Here is a 15,657-nt window from a genome sequence, read left to right on the forward strand (position 1 = left end):
GACTCGGGGAGTCACGATGCCCGGGCTAACACCAGGACAGCAGCACCGTACTGACCGACGACGAACCGCGCACCCCCGCACACCCGCTGCCGGGCGGCGTCCGCGTGGGCCGCGCCGTGCCGTCGGGTCAGTACGCCGCAGCGGGGACGACGACTGTCTCCGGGAGGTGGGCGAACACCTCGAATACGCCGGCCGGGCCGATGAGAGTCGGCCGGTGCTGGAGCGTGCCGGCGCGGGGACACACCAGCGCTGTGGCGGATTCCGACAACTGCGCATCCGCCCGTACATCCCCCTCGGCCGCGGTCGACAGCCGCGTCCCGAAGAGCACCGAGAACACCGAGAACACCGACCTGGCACCGACGACCCTCGACCACGTCAGCGCCGCGATCGACACCGTGCGCGGCACAGTGTCGACCCCTCACGGTCACCGCGCAGGACCGTCCCACCGTGCCGGGTTGTCGCCTCCGGCACGGTGCGGCTTCGGTGCGTTGTCCGAGGGTGTCCGCCGCCCGGGGCGGCACCCCAGGCTGCCCGCGCCACGGGTGTCAGGTGGCGGAGAGGGTCCAGAGCGTGGCGTGGTAGGGCCCGTTGGGAGTGGAAGGGTCCGGCGGCGCGGTCGCGCTGCTGCCGGTGACGGAGCCGTGCCGGTCGACGCCGCTTGCCGTGGCCTGGATGCCGCCGAGGGCGTGCAGTCGCGTGAGGCGGCGGGTGTCGATGCGGTACACGTAGCAGAAGGGGCCGGGGAAGGCCTCTCCGACGACGAACTGTCCGCCGACAGCGTTGATGCCGGTTCTGCCGGGCCCCGGACCGAAGGGCGTCATGGTCCGGGTGGTGAGGTCCAGGGCGTATGCGGCAGGGCGGTTGCTCGCGACGACGGTGTGCCCGGTGACGAGCGGCTGATAGGCCATCTCGGCGCCGAGGTCGGTCCAGATCCGGGTGCGGATGTCGTAGGCGAAGCCATGGGTGGGAGGCAACTCGCCGGTGTCGCCGCTGGGTTGAGGCTGGGTGATGCCGACGATCGTGTGGCCGCTGAACGAGGTGGCCTTGCTGTAGACGCCGCCGTGGAGGCCGACGTCGGTCATGACGTGGGTGCGCAGGTCGTAGACGAAGGGCCGGCCTCCGTCGTACTGCGCCCCGGGGACGTTCCAGGTTCCCGCGACGAAGCGGCCCTGGGAGATGCCGATCGGGCTGCTGACCCCCGCCGGATCGGCCGGGGTGCCGAGGTCGGTCATGACCTCGGTGCGTATGTCGTACACGAAGGCGTGCGTGCTCTGGTTGCCGGGTGTCCTGGCGCTGCCCACCACGGTGTGGCCGCTGATGGCCCTGACCTGGCTGTCGGTGCCGCCGAAGGTGCCCAGTGCCTGCATGCGGCGGGTGCGCAGGTCGTAGACGAACCCGCGCCGGGTGCCGTCGGGCAGCGTGGCGTTGCCGATGACATGGCGGCCCTGGACGTCGACCGCGTCGCTCGAACTGCCCCCGAGCGTGCCGAGGTCGGTCATGACGCGTGTGGAGCGGTCGTACGCGAAGGCGTGCCACTCGGCGCCGGCGGTCTCGGAATTGCCGACCACCGTGTCGCGGTCGAGCGCGACACCGCGGCTGCCGCTCCCGCCGAGGGTGCCGAGGTCGACAGCGGTGTACTGCGGCGGTGCCGGTGGCTCGGGGGTGTGCGCGAACGCCTGGCCCGAGCCGAATGCGAGCAACACGAGCGTGACTGCGACGGCTGCGGAGCGGGTGCGTAATCGTCCGGATCTCATGGAACTCCCTGCGATCGGAGTGCGCGGACATGCGGGTACATACGGGTACGCGGAAATCAGCAGCGGACGAAGCGTCACCGTCCGGTGTTCGATAGTAGTGAGCTGTACGCCGCTCGGGTGGCTGAAGCGGTCGGACCGAGGCGTCGGCCCGCAACTCGCTTCCTGGCCAAGGGAATCCCTCGGAGCCGTCAAGAACGCTTCAACGTTTGATCATGAACCGGCAACCCGAGCGGAGGGGCGTCGAGCCGGACATACGTTCCCTTCCGTGAACTCTGACCCAGCACCCCACACCGCCGTCCACCCACAGCGGACGGCATCCGTCGCCCCGGTCCCCGGCGCGACACCCCCCGCCCGGCGCTCACTCCTGCGCGCCGCGCTCACCGGGACCGCCGTTCTCGGCACCGGCTTGGCCATCGGCGCCGAACCCGCGGTCGCCGCACCCCCCACCACCGTTCCGCGAAAGCGGCCCACCACCGCCGAGGAGGCTCTGCGGGAGCTGTCCGCGGGCAACCGCCGCTGGCGCACCTTCCGTCAGCAGCATCCCGACGAGTCTCCCGCCGTCCGGCAGGCGCTGACGGCCAGTCAGCACCCCTTCGCCCTCGTCCTCGGCTGCATCGACTCCCGGGTACCTCCGGAGATGGTCTTCGACCAGGGCCTCGGCGATCTGATGACCATACGCAGCGGGGGCCAGGTCCTCGACGAGGCCGTGCTCGGCAGCCTCGCGTACGGCGTGCTCGAACTGGGGATCCCCCTGCTCATGGTCCTCGGCCACCAGTCGTGCGGAGCGGTCAAGGCGACGGTCCAGGCTGACGAGTCGGGCGAGAGACTGCCCGCCCACATCCAGTACCTGGCCGACCAGATCAGCCCGGCCATCGATCTCAGCAAGACGGGCGACGCGCGCGTCGACGCGACGATCGACGCCAACATACGGCTCATACGGGCACGGCTCGCGGCGGAGCCCGACCTCGCCGCGAAGGTGGATTCGGGCGCCCTGACCATCGTCGGCGCCCGCTACGAGCTGACCACCCAGCGAGTGCACCGCATCAGCTGACGGTCGTACGCACAGGAGTTTTACGCAGAGGAGTCGGCCGCGCCGGACAGTCGTCGCGGCCGACTCCCCAGCCCCGGGTTCATCGGGGAGCCTGCCGAGCCGGCCACCCGGTGTTCGTATAGATGTGGAGGCACCGGCGCCCGGCCGGCCGAGGCGAAGGGCTGTGATGAGGATGACCGAGGTACGGACACTGCTCACCGGCAGGGGGCTGGTCGAGTCTCCGCGCTGGCACGGCGACCGGCTGTACTTCTCCGACTGGTCCGCCGGCGAGGTCATCTCCGTCGACCTCGCCGGCCGCAGCGAGGTGATCGCCCAGGTGGCGTCGTTGCCGCTGTGCACCGCCCGGCTCCCGAACGGCCGACTGGTGATCGTCTCGTCCCCCGACGGGCTGCTGCTGCGCCGGGAGCCGGACGGCACCCTGGTCACTCACGCGGACCTCGGCCGGCCGGGCTGGAACGACATCGTGGTGGACGGCCGCGGCAACGCCTACGTCAACCGCGCCGGCTTCAACCCGATGGCGGGCGAAGCGGTCAAGCCCGGGTTCATCCACCTGGCCACACCCGACGGCTCCGTGCGCCAGGTGGCCGACGACATCGCGTTTCCCAACGGTATGGCGGTCACCCCGGACAACTCCACGCTGATCGTCGCGGACTCCTACCGCCACAACCTGCTGGCCTTCGACATCGACACGGACGGCGCGCTGTCCGACCGGCGCGTCTGGGCAGACCTCGGGCAGGGCACCCCGGACGGCATCTGCGTCGACGCGCAGAACGCCGTCTGGTACGCCGACGTCCCCAACCGGCGGTGCGTGCGCGTCGGCGAGGGCGGGACGGTTCTGCAGACCGTGACGCTGGACCGCGGCTGTTTCGCCTGCGCGCTGGGCGGTCCCGACGGGACGACCTTGTTCATCGTGGCGGCGCGATGGCAGGGCATGACCGAGTCCGAGGTGGTGGCGCCCGGCACGGGTCAGGTGCTCACCCTTCAGGTCACCGTGCCGGGAGCGGGCTGGCCGTGACCCGCGGGCGCCGCCGGGCCTTCCGGCTGCACGGGATCAGCTGATGCACACCAGTCCGAGCAGGCAGAGCTCTGACGAGGACGCAGACGTCGAGGAGGAATCGGACGACTCGGACGACCCGGACGGCGAGGGGGTTGCCGACGATGTGTCCGTGCCCGAAGTGGTGGCGCTGTCGGTGGACGCGGGGCCGGGCGAGGCCGTGGTCTCCGTAGCGGTGTCCGTGGCATCGGACACGGTGGAGGCCGACTGCGACTCGGCCGAGGCCGTCACCGCAGTCAGGGGAACCGGGGTGCCCCTCCGCGGGATCACCTGTGTCGCCGGCGTGGCCCGGGGCGTGGCGGCGGACTGTTCACGCGGCGCGTTCGGCGTGGAGGACCGGGTGGCGGGCGAGGTGCGCTTCGCCCGGTGTGTGTCGGCCGGTGTCGACGAGACGGGCGTGGAATCCGTGACCTGCTCCTCCGCGCCCCCCATGGCCTGCCTGTCCGGCGCGGAGGCCGCCTGCGTTCGGTCCGGGGTCTGGCGGTTCAGCGAGGAGACGGTCAAGCCGCCGCCGACCAGGGCGACCGCCGTGGCGACCAGTGCCCTCCGCTGCGTCTTCTTCCAGCGTTCCCGCTGACGGCGCCGCGACGCCCGCCCGTTCGGCGCGAGGGAGGGGGCGTCCGAGGTGTCGTACGGGTGCTCCTGCGGCGGTTGGCCGGCTCCCTCGGCTCCCTTGGTCTTCTCGGTGCCGGGGTCCGCGTCGTTCCACAGGCGGACAGGGTCTTGGCGGGTTGCCGCGTCTGGCGCAGCGGCCGGCGCGGGCGTTCCGTCGGCGAGGGGCGCGATGTCCGGGGCGTAGGCGCCGCAACCGGGGCACACGAGGACGCCGTTGAGATGCCGACAGCACGTGGAGCAGTAGTCCATCTACGGTCTTCCTGTGTTCACACTCGCACGGGTGAGCGAGCCGGGAGTAAACGTAGCGAGGCTTTCGAGAGTGTGTGTGCAGCCTGTGTGATGCTCCTGCGCAGATGCGTCCAGGGTGCGGCCGACGTACGACACATCTCCTTTCGATTGCTGTCACTGACCGGGCGGGCCCTGGACGCCGCTTCCGCCGGGGACGTCGGGCCTGATCAGCCCTTGGCCCCGGAGGTCGTCCCAGAGCGCCTGGGGGACGGCCCTCCCGTGGAGTTCCACGTTCTGTGTCACTTGGTCGCGGTCGCGCATGCCGAGGGTGACGTTGACCGTGCTCGGGTGAGTGGCCGGGAAGGCGATGGCGGCGGCGGGGAGGGTGGTGCCGTGGGCGGTGCAGACGTCGGCGATGGCCCGGGCGCGGGCGACCAGCTCCGGTGGCGCGTCCTGGTAGTCGTACTTCATGCCTTCGGCAGGCCACTCGTGGGAGAGGAGTCCGGAGTTGAAGACGCCGACCGCGACGACGCTCTTGCCCAGTTCTTGTGCGGTGGGGAGCAGGTCGTCGAGGGCGGACTGATCGAGGAGGGTGTAGCGGCCGGCGAGCATGACCAGGTCGGCGGCGGTGTCGCGGAGGAAACGGGTGAGCAGGGCGGACTGGTTCATGCCCGCTCCGATGGCGCCGATCACGCCTTGGTCGCGGAGGTCGGCGAGTGCGGGCATGGCTTCGTCGGCGGCCTGTCGCCAGTGGTTGTCGGGGTCGTGGAGGTAGACGACATCGAGGCGGTCGAGGCCTGTGCGTTCGAGGGTGCTCTCGATGGAACGGAGTACGCCGTCGCGGCTGAAGTTCCATTGCCTGCGGAGGTCGTCGCGTACGACGAAACCCTCGGTGTCGACGCCTCGGGGATGTTCGTTGGGGACGAGGAGTCGGCCGACCTTGGAGGAGACGACGTACTCGTCCCGGGGCCGCTCCCGCAGGGCCGCGCCGAGGCGGCGTTCGGAGAGTCCGAGCCCGTAGTGGGGGGCGGTGTCGAAGTACCGGATGCCCGCGTCCCAGGCCGCGTGGACGGCGGCCGAGGCGTCCTCGGCCGAGGTGGTCCGGTAGAGGTTGCCGATGACTGCGGCGCCGAAGCCGAGTGCGGTGAGTTCGACGGGGGTGTGGTGAATCTTCCGGCGCTCCATGACGCCCTCCTCGGGGATGTGGATCGGCGTGCCGTCAGCGCTGTACGTGGCTGATCCGCCTGCGACGAGTGCTTCGACTTCGGTGAGGGTGGCCATCGAGACGTCGCCGGGGGTGGTCATGGTGAGCACGCCGTGGGCGGCGCCGGAGGCGAGGAAGACGGTGGCGCCCGCGAGGTCGTCGGCGTTGCCCCGTCGTCCGGCGGGGATACGGTCCAGGATCGCCCGGCTGCGTGCGGGGTCGTCCTGGAGTGCCTGGGTGTTGTCGGTGGCGATGGGGTCGGGTGTCCATGTCACCGTGGAAGATGTGCAGGTCGGTGCCGCAGATGCCGACGAAGGCGGGAGCGAGTTCCACCTCGCCGGGGCCAGGTATCGCACTGCGAGCGTCATCGCGGTGTGAGGGTCCTTTCAGGGCGCAGGTAGTCAGAGGTGGGTGGGAAGGCGGTAGAAGGCGGTCGCGGTGCCGGCGAGGAGCGCGTGGATCTCGTACTCGGCACAGTCGGTGAGCAGTTCGTCCACGGTGGCTGCCCAGCGGTTCCAGCCGCCCGCGAGGTTCGCGACCGGCCAGTCGGAGCCGAACATCAACCGGCCGGGTCCGAAGGCGGTGAGCAGGGTGTCCCAGACGGGGCGGATGTCGGCGGTGGTCCAGGTGTCGTGGTCGGCCTCGGTGATCAGTCCCGACAGTTTGCAGACCACCTGTGGGTGCGCGGCCAGCTGCTGCAACTGGCTCTGCCAGTCTGCCAGTTCGCCCCGGGCGATGGGTGGCTTGCCCGCGTGGTCGAGCACCTGGGGCAGTTCAGGAAACCGTTCGGCGAGGCGGATCGCCTGGTCGAGCTGGTGGCTGCGGACCAGTACGTCGTAGGAGAGCCCTCGGTCCCTGACCGCCGCCAACCCCCGCTCCACATCCGGGCGTTGCAGCCACCGCGGGTTCACTTCCCCTTGGACGAGATGGCGCAGGGAGCGGAGAAAGGCGCCGCCCGGTCCGGCGAGCAGCCGGTCCAGCACCTCGCCGATCGCCGGGGACGTCAGGTCCGCCCAGCCGACCACGGCCCCGATCAGCGGCTCCTGTTCCGCTAGGGCGAGCAGGTCCTCGGTCTCGGGCACCTCGGGCATGCACTGCACGACCACCGTGCTGTGCAGGTGACGGCCCGCGATCGGGGCGGTGGCGGTGGAGCGCAGGTCGCCGGGGGTGAAGGTACGGCTGATCGACGCCAGCGCGGGATCGTCGAGCCAGGGCTGCGGGCGCCGGCCGAGGTTCCACAGGTGGTGGTGGGCATCGATGAGGACGGGGGCTGGGGTGGAGGTCACGGAGGGCTCCATGTCGGGTCGGTCTGACGCGGGCCGGGTCAGGTGGTGGCGTCCGCGCCGGGCGGGTCGAGGTGCCAGATCTCGGTGAGTTCCGTCCACTGGCGGGAGTCGCCCCGGTCGGGCCAGGGCTCCTGGCAGGGGTCGGTGAGTTTCCACCATTCCTGGGTCTCGGGGTCGGCTTCCAGGGCGGCCATGTCGGCCTCGAAGTCGGCGCCGTGATATTCGAGGTAGGCGAACAGCACGTCACCGTGGAGGAAGATGCCGAAGTTGCGGATCTGGGCCCGGTGCATGGCCGCTTCGACGCCGGGCCGGACGGCGGAGTGGAGTTCGAGGTACTCCTGCCGGCGTTCGGGACGGAGCCTGATGGTCTGGGCGATGCGTTTCATGTCGGGTTCTCCTCCGTGGCCGAGGAGGACTCGTCGGCCTGGGTGTCGAACGGGGTGCGGTAGCTTGGGGTGTTGGCGCGCAGGCGCAGCCGTAGGACGAGCCGGATGCGGGTGGACGCGGGCAGTCGTACCGTCAGGAAGGCGCTGTCGCAGGACGTCTCCGCCTCGGTGACGACCGGCTCGGTGTGGCCGTAGTCGTACATGTCACCGATCCAGTCGTCGTCCGCACAGGTCGTGTAGCGGACGCCGGTGATGGTGTGCTCGGCGAAGGCGCCCGCCTGGACGATCACTGTGCGGTCCGTCTCGGGGGCAAGGTTGACCAGTTCGACGGTGGTCGCCTCGGGGGCGATGGAGGTGACCAGTGCGGCCACGTCCGGCGGCAGGCCGGCACGGCGGGCCTCGGCGTCGTGGTAGCGCAGCCGGGCCTGCTGCAGACCGCCGTTGTACAGCACCTGGGGGCCGCCCCAGGTGAGCTGGACGAGGGCCTCGGTGGCGACGGGGTTGCACTGCTGCCACACGTGGATGTCGGCCTCGGGCACGTCCAGGTCGCGGTAGCGGTCGATGCGCCTGAGGCGGTGGCGGATCTGGGCCTGGGCGGCGGCGAGGATGCGTTCCGGGTAGTCGGGGTCGTCACCGGCGAGGAAGGCGAACCACGCCTTCTCGTGTCCGGACTCTTCCTTGGCGCGGAACGGCCGGACGGTGCGCCAGTCGATGCCGCTCGCCTCGCGCAGCCCCTCCAGCCGGGCGCGGTCGGTGTCGGAGGCCGTGTGGTGCCACAGTGCGACCGGTACGGGCGCGGTGGCCGGGTTGTAGTCGAACCAGCCCGAGTCGTTGTGCCGGAACGGCAGGTGCAGCGTGGGCGTGTGGGCGTCCGGGCCGAGTTCGGCCGCCCACTTGGAGGGCAGACTGGAGTCCGCCTCGGTGTGGGGCATCACCTTGCCGCGTTCGATCAGGGCGTCGAGCGAGGTCGCGACCAGGGAGAGGTGGTCGTCGTCCCCGGTGACCGTCGCCGCTGCGAGGGCCGCCACGCAGACCGCGTGACCGACGCTGTGCCAGCCGTGCGGCCAGGACCAGCCGTAGTGGCCGCCGTACCAGCGGCCCTCCAGCCGACTGCCGACGACCCCGTCCGGGCCCGCGTTGTCCGGGACGATCCCCTGGTTCGCCCGGGTGCGCTCGCGCCACGCGCCCACGTACTCGACGATCCAGTCGCGGTAGCGCTCGTCGCCGGACAGGATCCAGGCGTTGAGGACCAGTCCCGCCGCGCCGAGGTTGACCGCGGTGTCGCCGGTGCCCATCCGGTCCCGCATCTGCGGGCCGAGACGCGGATCCGCGGAGAGGGGGAACGGACCGCCGTCCGCCTCGGGGATCCACTCGAGCGGAAAGCCGTACGTCTCGGCCTCCTTGAGCATCCAGGGATAGACGTCGCCGTCGAACAGGCCCTGGCGGTCGGGGTCGCTGCCGTTGTGCGGGCCGGTGATGACGCGGTGTTCGGGATCGTAGTTGCCCTTGGTCGGGTCTACGTACAACTCGGCGAAGCGCAGGGCGCGTTCGGACCAGCGCTCGGGCGCGGCCATGCACAGGAAGTAGAGCAGGAGGAGGCTCTCGCCCTGGTGGAACCAGTCGTAGCCGCGTTCGTACTCGTCGCGCAGCATGTCCAGTTCGGTGAGCTGCCGGGTCACGCCCTCCCAGTGCTTCTCACTGGCGGGCAGCAGGTCGTCGGCGCCGCCGAGGAGGTACAACTGCGGCCAGTTGAAGAACACTTCGTAGAAGTCGTCCACGCCGTCGCGGGTGGTGAGCCGGCCGGAGTAGTTGAGGCGGCCGTCCGGGCCGGTGAAGTCGCGGGCGAAGCGGCGCCAGGCGTGGTCGAGGAGCTCGAACAGGGCCCGCTGGGACACGGCCCAGCCCGGTGGTTCGAGCACCGGGACCCGGGCCTGGACCTCGGGCGGCGCGGCCGGGTGGGCGGGGGCCGGAGCGTCCTCACCCGACGTGCGGTCGGAAGAGCTGAGGGGCATGGGAAGGATCTCCGTTCGGGGTGGTGGCGAGGTGCGCACGCAGGGGACGACGGGCCGGGCGGACGGGTATCGGCTCGGGCGTCATGAGTGGAGCCGTGGTCCGGGGTCTACTCCTTGGTGGCTCCGGCGAGCATTCCGCTGACCAGGAAGCGCTGGGCGAACAGGAAGACGACCAGTACCGGTGTGATGGCCAGCAGCGTGGCCAGTGCCAGCTGCGGGCGCTCGATCGCGGTCGTACCGACGGCCGGGTTGAAGGACGGCACGTTGCTGAGCAGGCTTCCGACCCCCACCTGGATCGGCATCTGGTCGCTCTCGGGGAGCATCACGTACGGCAGGAAGTAGTTGGTCCAGTTGGCGACGAAGCTGAAGAAGCCCACAAGGGCGATGACGGGGGTCGCCAGCGGCAGCGCGATGTGCCGGAAGACGCCGAACTCCGAGCAGCCGTCCATCCGTGCCGCCGCCAGGAGATCCTTCGGTACGGCGGTGCTGAAGTAGATGTACGTCAGATACACGCCGAACGGGTAGAACGAGTACGGCAGGATGATCGACCACATCGACCCGATCAGGTGCACCGCGTTGATCTCCAGGAACAGCGGCACCACCAGCGTCGCGGTCGGCATGAGCATCACGACCAGGGTCGAGACGAGCAGCGCGTGCCGGCCACGGAACTCCGTCATGGCCAGGGCGTACCCCGCCGGTACGGCCACGCAGAGCGTGATGACCAGCGAGATCACCGCGTAGAGCGTGGAGTTGCCGAGCCACTGCAGGACGGCGTGGTCCTGGAACGCCGTGAGGGCGTCCCAGTTGGTCTTGAAGGCGTGCCAGGAGCCGAAGGACAGCGGGCTGCCGTGCACGAGTTGCTGGTCGGTCTTGGTCGCCGCGAGGGCGAGCCACAGCACCGGCAGCACGAAGAACACCATGAACACGGCCAGTACGGAGCCGGTCAGCAGGCGGGGCGCGAGGCGGCTCGGGGAGCGGGGGCGCCGCCGCTCGGAGGCCTGGTGGTGCGCTCGGCTCATGACGCTTGGTTCCCGTTCCGTGCGTGGTGTGACGGTGGCCGGTCCGGCAGGGGTCCTAGTCGGCATCGAAGAACCCCGACCGTGCGACGAAGACCGCGGCGGCCGACACACTGACGACCAGAAGCTCCACCGAGACCGCGGCGGCACCGTTGATGTTGTTCATCTGGAAGGCGAAGTCGTACGTCAGCTGGTTCAGCGAGTAGTCGCGTCCGGCGACGCCCACGCTGGCGAGGGAGAGCAACTGCGGTTCCACGAACAGCTGGGCGCCGCCCGCGAAGGCCAGGATCACCATGTACACGATCCACTTGCGGAGCATGGGGATCTGCACACGCCAGGCGGTCTGCCAGGCGCTCGCGCCGTCGATGCGGGCGGCTTCCATGACGTCCTTGGGGATGTTGTTCAGCGCGCCGTAGATGACGACGATCCAGCCGCCCGCGCCGGTCCAGAACGCGATGACCGTGAACAACAGCGGCAGGTTCCCGGGTGCGATGACCTCACCGAAGGTGTGGAATCCCAGCGTGCCCAGCAGTGAGCTGACCGGGCTCACCGCGGGGTCGAGCATGAACAGCCACACCAGCACGCTCGCGGCCCCGGCGAGGGCACCGGGGATGTAGAAGAGGAAGCGCAGGGACTTGCTGACGGCGCCCGAGGCGAGACGGTGCAGCAGCAGCGCCAGGGCCACCACGAACACCACGAGCGAGACCAGCCAGAACAGGAGGTACAGCGCGACATGGCCGACGGCGTCCAGGAAGCGGAAGTCCTGTGCCGTGGTGATGAAGTTGGTGAAGCCGGTGAAAGTGCCGCCGGCGTCGGTGAAGGCGAAGTAGACGGCGTATCCGGTCGGCAGGATGCCGAACGCGATCAGCAGGAGCACGTAGCAGGCGACGAAGGCGACGCCGGCCCGGCTCTGCCGGGCGACGCCGCGAGGGCGCCGCCGGGCAGAGCCGGCCGAAGGGTGGGCGGCGGTCACTGGGAGACCTTGTATCCGTTGGACTTGGCGTACTTGGTGATGGAGTCCTGCCAGGCGGGCAGCATCGAGGCGATGGACTTGCCCTGGGTGATGCCGGGCTTGACGGTGGCCGCCCAGATCGCCTCCTGGCTGAACTGGCCCGAGCCCCACTGCGGCCAGACCTGGGAGGAGGCGTCCTTGAGCGCGCCCAGGTCACTGGCGAAGTAGCCGGAGGCGTCCTGCCCCTTCAGCCAGGCCTCGGCCGCGGGTGCGTAGGCCGGGTAGCCGGGTGCCTTCTCGCCCTGGTAGGCGTTGTCGGTGGTGACCCACTTGAGGAAGTCGGTGGCCGCCTTGATGTGGGTGGAGTGCTGGGACAGCAGCCAGGTGCCGCCGCCGACGTTGCCGGTGGAGGGCGAGCCGTCTCCCTGCCACTGCGGTATGGGAGCCGCCGCGATCTGCTTGGCGGGGACCTTGAGGGTGTCCCGGAACATCGCGCCGCCGAACCAGGCAGGGCCAGGCATGAGCAGGACCTTGTCGGCCTGGTTCTTGCCGAAGTCGGTGCTGAAGACGCCGCTGATGGACATGGACTTGTTCTTGATCAGCACGTCCAGCAGCTCGGCCATCTTGGTGCAGGCCTCGCTGGTGGTGTTCACCGAGACGGACTTGGGCCCGGTGATGTCGTTGGCGCCGCACTTGCTCGCCCAGAGGTAGATCTCGGGGGTGAAGGAGTCACCGGCGTCGCCGACGAGGTACCCGGGGTGCTCCTTGGCGACCTTCTCACCGAGCTTCTGGTACTCCTCCCAGGTCGTCGGCAGCGTGTAGCCGAACTGCTTCAGCAGCGGCGCGTTGTACCAGAGCACCGCCTGGGAGAGGTCGTTGCGCAGGCAGTAGACGGTGCCGTCGACCGTGCAGACGTCGTTGGCGCCCTTCGCGAACTGCCCGACCGTCGCCCCGTCGACCAGGCCCTTGTTGAGGGGGGCGGCGAAGCCCGCGTCGACCGCCCAGCTGGCCTCGTTGTTCTGGGAACTGAAGACGACGTCCGGCCAGCCCTTGCCGGTGCGGTTGAAGAGCTGGACCTTTGTCTGCAGATAGTTCGAGCCGTTGGCGTCACCGTCGTAGCTGACGATGTCCAGCTGCACCTCGGGGTGCAGCTTCTGGTACAGCTTCGCGGCGTCCATACGGGTCGCGTCCACCCAGACGGTCAACGCGCCGTCCTTCTGCGGCGCCTGGGCGAAGCCGTCCTTGTCGGTCGTGCCGCCGGTGCCGCCGCCACAGGCGGAAACGGTCAGCAGCACGATGGCGGCGCACCCGGCCGGCAACGCCGTACGTCGGCGGCTGACGGCTCTTGGCCGGCTGGACGAAGCCTTGTTGACGGTCATGAGTGACTCCACTGAGTGTGCATGGATGGGGTGACGCCGAGCCGTCCCGGGCGGGCGTCGGGCGCTGAAGGTGACGGGACCAACACCTCGCGGTGAAATTAGCCGCCTTATCGATGGGTACGTCAAGGGGGTGTGCAGCGTTCTTTTCCTGGGTTCTGGTCGATGACGTAGGGGTTGAGCGGCTTTATGTCCCATAAATCGCTTATTTTCTCACCCTTCCCCGGACTTACGGCGGGGCTTCCTTGTGAAATGAGTACGACTTATTGTGGGCCTGGGGTACGATCAGCGAGGCTCCTCGGCGATCAGTCGCGTTCGCCGCAGTCACCCCGGAGGCAGCACACATGAACGACACGCCAGCGACCGAAGCGGCCGCGCCGGCGCAGACCCTTCCCGCCCCGGCAACAGCGGTGAACGGCTCGGACGAACGGCGTGACTACCGCCCCGGGTACGAGATCGTGGCGGAGCGGATCCTCGAGTACATCGCCGAGGCGCGGATGGTGGCGGGTGACCGGCTGCCCACGGAGATCGATCTGGCCCAGACGCTGAACACCAGCCGAGCAGTGGTGCGGGAAGCCGTGAAGATCCTCTCGGCGCTCGGCCGCGTGCGGGCCCACAAGGGGCGGGGGCTGTTCGTCGCGGACGACGAGGGCATGCTCATCACCAGCCGGTGGGGAGGTTTCTTCCGTCCCGTCGACATCGACCACGTCCTGATGCTGTTCGAGTTCCGCAGGGTCCAGGAGATGGCCGCCAGCAGCCTCGCGGCCACCCGTGCCACCCCTTCCGAGCTGCGTGCCATCGAGGTCGCCATGCAGCAGTGCCGGCACGGATTCGTCCACGGCCAGGTCGACGTCTTCAACCAGGCGGACGACGACTTCCACGCGGCCGTGACCGCCGCCTCGCACAACACCTTCCTCGCCAGTGCCGTGCGCGACGCACGACGACTGCAGCGGCAGTCCAGCGCCATCGGCATCCACGACACGCTGGGCGAGAACACCGAGTTCGCTGTCGAGGAACACGAGGCGATCTACCGGGCCATCCGCGACGGCCGCCCCGAGGAAGCCGCCGAGGCCACCGCGGCACACCTCGACAGGACCCTGGAGGATTACCGGCGTGAGATCCAGCGGCGCCTGTTCGGATAACAGCTGAACATGTGAGCCCCGCCCCGGCGGCCGGAAGCCGACAGCGGCAGAAAGCGCCCCCGGGCGCTCTCGCCTCTGCGGCTTCGCCGGAACGGGGGAAATCTCCGTACGCTTTCCACGCAAAAAAATCGCGGCGGCATCGTACTCCGGCTGGTCCGGGAACGCCCGAGTCGTCGTGCCGGTGAGTGCCCGCCGTACGCGGGGCGGCCCCGCGAGTCACCAGCGCGACGGCAGCAACGCCCTGAACAGGACTTTCTTTCCCTCGTCCGCGCCCAGCGGCTGTTCCGCCACGGCCTGGAACGCCTCGCGTGCGGCGGTCGGAAGGGAGACGCGAAGTCTCCTCGCCGGATCGGGACTCGGGCCGTTCGGCCGCTGTGGAGAACACGGGCCTCCTGACGCCCGTACCCTTTCCATGTCTACGGCGTCACATAGCGGGCGCCAAACCACTGGAGGCAACACCCCGTGCTGATTGCTCAGCGTCCATCCCTGACCGAAGAAGTCGTCGACGAGTTCCGCTCCCGGTTCGTCATCGAGCCGCTGGAGCCGGGCTTCGGCTACACCCTCGGGAACTCTCTGCGTCGTACGCTCCTCTCCTCGATCCCGGGTGCGGCGGTCACGTCCATCCGCGTCGACGGTGTCCTGCACGAGTTCACCACCGTGCCGGGCGTCAAGGAGGACGTCACCGACCTGATCCTCAACATCAAGCAGCTGGTCGTCTCCTCGGAGCAGGACGAGCCGGTCGTGATGTACCTGCGCAAGCAGGGCCCGGGCGTCGTCACGGCCGCGGACATCGCGCCGCCGGCCGGTGTCGAGGTGCACAACCCCGACCTCGTCCTCGCCACGCTCAACGGCAAGGGCAAGCTGGAGATGGAGCTGACCGTCGAGCGCGGTCGCGGCTACGTCTCCGCCGTGCAGAACAAGCAGGTCGGTCAGGAGATCGGGCGTATCCCGGTCGACTCGATCTACTCGCCGGTTCTCAAGGTCACGTACAAGGTCGAGGCCACGCGTGTCGAGCAGCGCACCGACTTCGACAAGCTGATCGTCGACATCGAGACCAAGCAGGCCATGCGTCCCCGTGACGCCATGGCGTCGGCCGGTAAGACGCTGGTCGAGCTGTTCGGGCTCGCCCGTGAGCTCAACATCGACGCCGAGGGCATCGACATGGGCCCGTCCCCGACGGACGCCGCCCTCGCCGCCGATCTGGTGCTGCCGATCGAGGAGCTCGACCTCACCGTCCGCTCGTACAACTGCCTGAAGCGTGAGGGCGTCCACTCCGTGGGCGAGCTCGTCGCCCGCTCCGAGGCCGACCTGCTGGACATCCGCAACTTCGGTGCGAAGTCCATCGACGAGGTCAAGGCGAAGCTGGCCGACATGGGCCTGGCCCTGAAGGACAGCCCGCCCGGATTCAACCCGACCGCCGCCGCCGACGCCTTCGGCGCGGACAACGACGCCGACGGCGGCTTCGTGGAGACCGAGCAGTACTGAACACCGCGCCACCAGGCCCGTCACTCCGGTTCCGGTCTCGAACCGGGTGCACGGGTCGGCGCGGATCCCTCGTAAGGGCCTCCCCGGTCGGGTCGG

At 69.6% G+C, this 15,657-nt stretch carries 14 protein-coding genes; 5 read left to right on the plus strand and 9 right to left on the minus strand.

The features are described from left to right. Window positions 1-127: 127 nt before the first annotated feature. Complete coding sequence (locus G3I56_RS27300; RefSeq protein WP_164413382.1) at window positions 128-406, minus strand: hypothetical protein; 279 nt, start codon at window positions 404-406, stop codon at window positions 128-130. Between the two features lie 139 nt (window positions 407-545). Next, window positions 546-1,703 carry a hypothetical protein gene (locus tag G3I56_RS27305; RefSeq protein ID WP_164413383.1) on the minus strand — a complete coding sequence of 386 codons (1,158 nt, stop codon included), beginning with the start codon at window positions 1,701-1,703 and terminating at the stop codon, window positions 546-548. A 316-nt stretch (window positions 1,704-2,019) separates the two neighbouring features. Here G3I56_RS27305 and G3I56_RS27310 point away from each other — a divergent pair, with 316 nt between their 5' ends. The 3 genes from G3I56_RS27310 (at window position 2,020) to G3I56_RS27320 (ending at window position 4,436) form a co-directional block, all read left to right on the plus strand. Continuing rightward, on the plus strand, window positions 2,020-2,805 hold the full coding sequence (locus tag G3I56_RS27310) for a carbonic anhydrase (RefSeq protein WP_164413385.1): 786 nt from the start codon (window positions 2,020-2,022) through the stop codon (window positions 2,803-2,805). 172 nt (window positions 2,806-2,977) lie between these two features. Further along, a complete protein-coding gene (locus G3I56_RS27315) occupies window positions 2,978-3,820 on the plus strand; it encodes an SMP-30/gluconolactonase/LRE family protein (RefSeq protein WP_164413515.1) in 843 nt (280 codons plus the stop codon). A 43-nt stretch (window positions 3,821-3,863) separates the two neighbouring features. Continuing rightward, window positions 3,864-4,436, plus strand: a complete 573-nt coding sequence (locus tag G3I56_RS27320; protein WP_164413387.1) for a hypothetical protein — start codon at window positions 3,864-3,866, stop codon at window positions 4,434-4,436. A gap of 440 nt (window positions 4,437-4,876) precedes the next feature. Here the strand turns inward: G3I56_RS27320 and G3I56_RS27325 are convergent, their stop codons facing one another. The 7 genes from G3I56_RS27325 to G3I56_RS27355 all read right to left on the minus strand — a co-directional run bounded on the left by G3I56_RS27325 (window position 4,877) and on the right by G3I56_RS27355 (window position 12,937). Further along, window positions 4,877-5,887, minus strand: a complete 1,011-nt coding sequence (locus G3I56_RS27325; RefSeq protein WP_164413517.1) for an aldo/keto reductase — start codon at window positions 5,885-5,887, stop codon at window positions 4,877-4,879. A gap of 420 nt (window positions 5,888-6,307) precedes the next feature. After that, window positions 6,308-7,204 (minus strand): amidohydrolase family protein, encoded by an 897-nt coding sequence (locus G3I56_RS27330; RefSeq protein WP_164413389.1) that lies wholly within the window; start codon window positions 7,202-7,204, stop codon window positions 6,308-6,310. A 26-nt stretch (window positions 7,205-7,230) separates the two neighbouring features. Next, window positions 7,231-7,578 (minus strand): L-rhamnose mutarotase, encoded by a 348-nt coding sequence (locus G3I56_RS27335; RefSeq protein ID WP_164413391.1) that lies wholly within the window; start codon window positions 7,576-7,578, stop codon window positions 7,231-7,233. After that, window positions 7,575-9,590 (minus strand): hypothetical protein, encoded by a 2,016-nt coding sequence (locus tag G3I56_RS27340; protein ID WP_164413393.1) that lies wholly within the window; start codon window positions 9,588-9,590, stop codon window positions 7,575-7,577. The genes G3I56_RS27335 and G3I56_RS27340 overlap by 4 nt, the downstream gene beginning before the upstream one ends. 107 nt (window positions 9,591-9,697) lie before the next feature. Next, window positions 9,698-10,510: a carbohydrate ABC transporter permease gene (locus G3I56_RS27345; protein ID WP_164413519.1), complete on the minus strand. Its 813-nt coding sequence runs from the start codon at window positions 10,508-10,510 to the stop codon at window positions 9,698-9,700. 154 nt (window positions 10,511-10,664) lie between these two features. Further along, entirely contained in the window at window positions 10,665-11,579 is a 915-nt protein-coding gene (locus G3I56_RS27350; protein WP_164413395.1) for a sugar ABC transporter permease, read from the minus strand. Then, complete coding sequence (locus tag G3I56_RS27355) at window positions 11,576-12,937, minus strand: extracellular solute-binding protein (protein WP_164413397.1); 1,362 nt, start codon at window positions 12,935-12,937, stop codon at window positions 11,576-11,578. Before G3I56_RS27355 ends, G3I56_RS27350 begins: the two co-directional genes overlap by 4 nt. Window positions 12,938-13,278: 341 nt before the next feature. Between G3I56_RS27355 and G3I56_RS27360 the strand changes: the two genes are divergently transcribed. Both G3I56_RS27360 and G3I56_RS27365 read left to right on the plus strand, forming a co-directional pair. Continuing rightward, the gene (locus G3I56_RS27360) at window positions 13,279-14,076 is read left to right on the plus strand and encodes an FCD domain-containing protein (protein WP_203690780.1); all 798 of its coding nucleotides are present in this window, start codon (window positions 13,279-13,281) and stop codon (window positions 14,074-14,076) included. Between the two features lie 462 nt (window positions 14,077-14,538). Next, window positions 14,539-15,561, plus strand: a complete 1,023-nt coding sequence (locus tag G3I56_RS27365) for a DNA-directed RNA polymerase subunit alpha (RefSeq protein ID WP_055531818.1) — start codon at window positions 14,539-14,541, stop codon at window positions 15,559-15,561. The last annotated feature ends 96 nt before the right edge of the window (window positions 15,562-15,657 follow it).

It is taken from the genome of Streptomyces sp. SID12488, from assembly GCF_010548275.1.
GTDB lineage: Bacteria > Actinomycetota > Actinomycetes > Streptomycetales > Streptomycetaceae > Streptomyces.